The following is a 4,455-nucleotide window of genomic DNA, read 5'->3' on the forward strand; positions in this document are numbered from 1 at the left end:
TCCTGCTCGCACGAAGGCCACATTTAGTGGCCTTCGGCTCGTGCGGAACTCGCGACGGAGCAAGCGTGAAACCGACCTACGCCGTCTCCTCACCGCGCTGGGGAGCCAAATTAAAAGAAAGTGCGCCGGCTTTCGCCGGCGCCTTATAGGGGGTTTTAGTTGGTAGCCATCTTTTTTGCTGCAGACTCTACGTAGTTGGCCATGTCGGCTACGTCGCAGACGTCTTCGAAGCGGACGGGCTTGGACTCGAGCTCGGCGAGTTGGACCGGGGCAACCGTGTTGGTTGCCTGCTCGAGCACGCGCATAGCCTCAAAGTCGTCTTCGGGAACGTCGAGCCCCAGGGCATCGCAGCAGGCGCGCGGGAACTTGTAGGGGCTGGCGGTCGAAAGTAGCACGCGGGCCTTGGCGCCCTCGGCGGGAGCGACCTTTTCAAAGACGTAATAGCCGCAAGCGGTGTGCGGGTCGATTACGTAGCCGTTCGCATCCCAGCAGCTCTTGATGGCAGCACGGACTTCGTCCTCGCTGGCCCAGCCGCAGCCAAAGACGCTCTGAATCTTAGCCAGCAGCTCGGCGGGCACCTCGTAGCGGCCGGTCTGGGCAAGCTGCTCCATAAGGCCGGCAACGAGCTCACAGTCGCCATCGGACAGGAAGTACAGCATGCGCTCTAGGTTGGAGCTGATGAGGATGTCCATCGACGGCGAGATAGTCGTGAAGAACGGACGGTTGCGGTCGTAGACGCCGGTGGTCAGGAAGTCGGCCAGCACGTTGTTCTTGTCGCTCGCGACGATGAGCTTGGCGACGGGCAGACCCATGCGCTTGGCATAGTAGCCGGCCAGGATATCGCCAAAGTTGCCAGTCGGCACGCAGAACTCAACGGCGTCGCCGGCCTCGATGGCGCCGGCGCGCAGCAGCTGCGCATAGGCGGCAAAGTAGTAGACGACCTGCGGCACCAGGCGGCCGACGTTGATGGAGTTGGCGCTCGAAAGCACCGTGCCGGCGGCCTCAAGACGCTCGGCAAGCTCCTTATCGGCAAAGATGCGCTTGACGGCACTCTGGGCATCGTCGAAGTTGCCGCGGATGCCGCAGACGGCGACGTTATCGCCCTCCTGTGTGGACATCTGCAGGTTCTGGACGCGACTGACCTTGCCTTCGGGATAAAAGACGGTGATACCCGTGCCCGGGGCGTCGGCAAAACCGGCGAGCGCGGCCTTGCCCGTGTCGCCCGACGTGGCGGTGACGATCATGATGCGTTCGGCGCTGTCCTTGGCGGAAGTGCGGGCCATGAGGCGGGGGAGCATCTGCAAGGCGACGTCCTTGAAGGCGCTTGTAGGGCCGCCAAAGAGCTCCATCACATAGGTCTGAGGGGCGTCAGCGCCCGGCGCAGCGTCGAGTTTGACGAGCGGCGTAACCTCTTCACTCGCGAACGTGCCGCGGTATGCCTCGTCGACACACGCCGAAATTTCTTCGGCCGTGTAATCATTCAGTAACATTCCCAACACATCTTGAGCGATTTCAAAGTACGATTTATCTGCAAGCGAGCTGATATCGACCTGCTGGGTGCCGAGCTCGTCCGAGACAAACAAACCCCCGTCGGGAGCGATGCCGGTACGGATTGCCACCTTACTTGAGCACGATAAAGTGCGTCCTCGTGTACTATGATAAGTTCCCATATAACACTGCTCCTCGGATGCCTTGGTCCCAATCGGTGAAACCATGGTATCAGAGCGCGCAAAATAGGTTCGCAGAGGCTTTTTAGAAAGGTAACCTCCAGCCCATGATTAAGATTGCCAAGTTTGGCGGCTCGTCGGTCGCCGACGCCGAACACTTTAAGAAGATCAAGGCCATCGTCGATGCCGACCCGGCCCGCCGTTTTGTGGTGGTTTCTGCCTGCGGTCGCCGCTTTAAGGGCGACACCAAGGTGACCGACCTGCTCTACCTGGTTAACGCGCACGTTAAGTATCACGTGTCGTGCGAGGAGCTGCTCGAGGACATCGGCCAGCGCTACTTTGATATTGCTGACGAGCTGGAGCTCACCTATCCCATCCGCGAGGAGTTCGCGGCCTTTGCCGAGCGCGCCCGCTCGGGCGGCTACTCTACCGAGGAGCTCGTGAGCCGTGGCGAGTACTTCACCGCTCGCCTGATGGCCGAGTACCTGGGTCTACCGTTCCTGGACGCTGCGACGGTTGTGGCGTTCCATCACGACGGTACGCTCAGCATGAATCGCACCTCCGAGCTGGTGCAGGAGTATGGCCAGCAGGGCGGCTTTGTAATGCCCGGTTTCTACGGCGCGACGCGCGAGGGCCAGATCAAGCTGCTCGACCGTGGCGGCGGCGATATTTCCGGCTCGATCCTGGCCAAGTGCCTGGGCGCCGATCTGTACGAGAACTGGACCGACGTCTCGGGTTTCTACTCTGCCGATCCGCGCATCGTGCCCGAGGCTCAGCCCATCGCCCGCGTTACCTACGAGGAGCTGCGCGAGCTTTCGTACATGGGTGCGAGCGTCCTGCACGAGGAGGCCGTGTTCCCCGTGCGCGAGGCAGGCATTCCGCTGGTCATCAAGAACACCAATGCGCCGCAGGACCCCGGCACCATTATTAGCGAGACGGCTGATGAGGGTGAGGCAGAGCCTATCATTACCGGCGTGACCGGCAAGCGCGGTTTTGTCGCCATCAACGTTGCCCGCGACCGCACCAAGCCCCGTGTTGGCTTTATGCGCCGCGCGCTTTCGGTCTTCGAGCGCTATGACGTTTCCGTCGAGCACATGCCCACCGGTGTCGACCGCTTTGGCGCCGTGGTGCAGGAGCAGGACGTTCACGATTCGCTGTACTCGCTCGTGGGCGACATTCAGCAGGAGGTCGAGCCGCTCGAGATCGAGGTTGTCGAGGGCCTGGCGCTTATCGCGACCGTCGGTCGTAACCTGCGCGGTCGTGCCGGCATCTCTGGTCACCTGTTTGGCATGCTTGGCCAGGCCGGCGTGAGTGTGCGCATGATCTCGCAGAGCTGTGACGAGATCAACATCATTATCGGTGTCGAGGAGAAGGACTTCGACCTGGCGATTCAGACCATCTACCGTGCCTTCTCCGACGAGAACGGCATTGTGAAGGTCTCCGACTTGGAGGCTCCCGCGCCGGTCAATCCCGCTCTGGCTGCGCTCAAAAAGTAGCGACTGCACGGTAGATTTTTGGGTCATGTTTCAAAAATCTACGGCGGGGCGTTTCGTTTCGGTTTCGTTTCGACGGGGCGGGTTTCGTGTCCGCCCCGTTCTTGTATACACTGGCAACAATAATTGGCCTGCTCGGCGTGCGGGCAAAAGCCAAAACCTTTAAAGGGGGAAGCATGAAACAGTACACGGTTGCTATTTTGGGCGCGACGGGAGCCGTGGGCACCCAGATGCGCGAGTGCCTCAACGAGCAGGAGTTTCCGGTCGGTAAGCTCAAGCTGCTGGCGAGCGCGCGCTCTGCGGGCAAGACCGTCGAGTTCCGTGGCGAGCAGATCGTGATTGAGGAGGCTTGCCCCGAGGCCTTTGAGGGCTGCGACATCGTACTTGGCGCCGCCGGCGACGACATCGCGAAGGAGCTGCTGCCCGAGGCCGTCAAGCGTGGCGCCGTCGTGGTCGACAACAGCCACGCCTTCCGCATGGATCCCGAGGTGCCGCTGGTCGTGCCCGAGATCAATGCCGACGACATCAGGTGGCATCACGGCCTTATCGCCAACCCCAACTGCGCGACCATCATCGGCCTGGTTCCCACGTGGCCGTTGCATCAGCTCGCCGGTGTGAAGCGCATGATCGTCTCGACGTATCAGGCGGCTTCGGGTGCCGGTGCTCCCGGTATGGCCGAGCTCGAGGCTCAGCTGGCCGCCCTGGGCCGCGGCGAGGAGATTCCCGAGCCGCGCGCGTTTGCCGCCCAGCTGGCGAGCAACCTGATTCCGCAGATCGGCGGCGTCAAGGAGGAAGGCTTTACCTCCGAGGAGATGAAGCTGCAGAACGAGGGCCGCAAGATCATGCATCTGCCCGAGCTGCGCGTGAACTGCACCTGCGTGCGCGTGCCTGTGCTGCGTTCGCACTCCGAGAGCATTACGCTCGAGTTTGAGCGCGATATTACGGTCGAGGAGGCCCGTGCTGCGCTGGCCGTCGCTCCGGGCGTGAAGCTGGTTGACGACATGAGCGCCGAGGATGCGCACGACCGCTTCCCCATGCCGATGGATACGTCCGACCAGGACCTGATTTGGGTCGGCCGCGTGCGTCGCGACATCTCGAACCTCGAGGCCGCGCGCGGTATCACCTTCTGGTGCTGTGGCGACCAAATCCGTAAGGGCGCGGCAACCAACGCCGTCCAGATCGCTAAGCTGCTCTGCGAGTAGTGTGGCCTGTCCGGCGGGGGCCGGGCTTAGTTTTCAGAACGTCCTCGACCATGTGTGGCGCCTTGTCCTGCTCCTTCGGAGCCGCGGACAAGG

Annotated in this window: 3 protein-coding genes; 2 read left to right on the plus strand and 1 reads right to left on the minus strand. The window is 62.0% G+C overall.

Annotated elements, in window-relative coordinates; all coding sequences use genetic code 11:
* Positions 1-155 precede the first annotated feature (155 nt).
* Complete coding sequence (thrC, locus tag PMX21_RS09840; protein WP_271759273.1) at positions 156-1,670, minus strand: threonine synthase; 1,515 nt, start codon at positions 1,668-1,670, stop codon at positions 156-158.
* A gap of 104 nt (positions 1,671-1,774) precedes the next feature.
* On the opposite strand from thrC, the gene PMX21_RS09845 reads away from it, so the two are divergent.
* Positions 1,775-3,163 (plus strand): aspartate kinase, encoded by a 1,389-nt coding sequence (locus PMX21_RS09845; RefSeq protein WP_271759274.1) that lies wholly within the window; start codon positions 1,775-1,777, stop codon positions 3,161-3,163.
* A 173-nt stretch (positions 3,164-3,336) separates the two neighbouring features.
* Entirely contained in the window at positions 3,337-4,362 is a 1,026-nt protein-coding gene (locus PMX21_RS09850) for an aspartate-semialdehyde dehydrogenase (RefSeq protein ID WP_271759275.1), read from the plus strand.
* The last annotated feature ends 93 nt before the right edge of the window (positions 4,363-4,455 follow it).

The sequence above is a fragment of the Collinsella aerofaciens genome (genome assembly GCF_028209885.1).
Lineage (GTDB): Bacteria > Actinomycetota > Coriobacteriia > Coriobacteriales > Coriobacteriaceae > Collinsella > Collinsella aerofaciens_BA.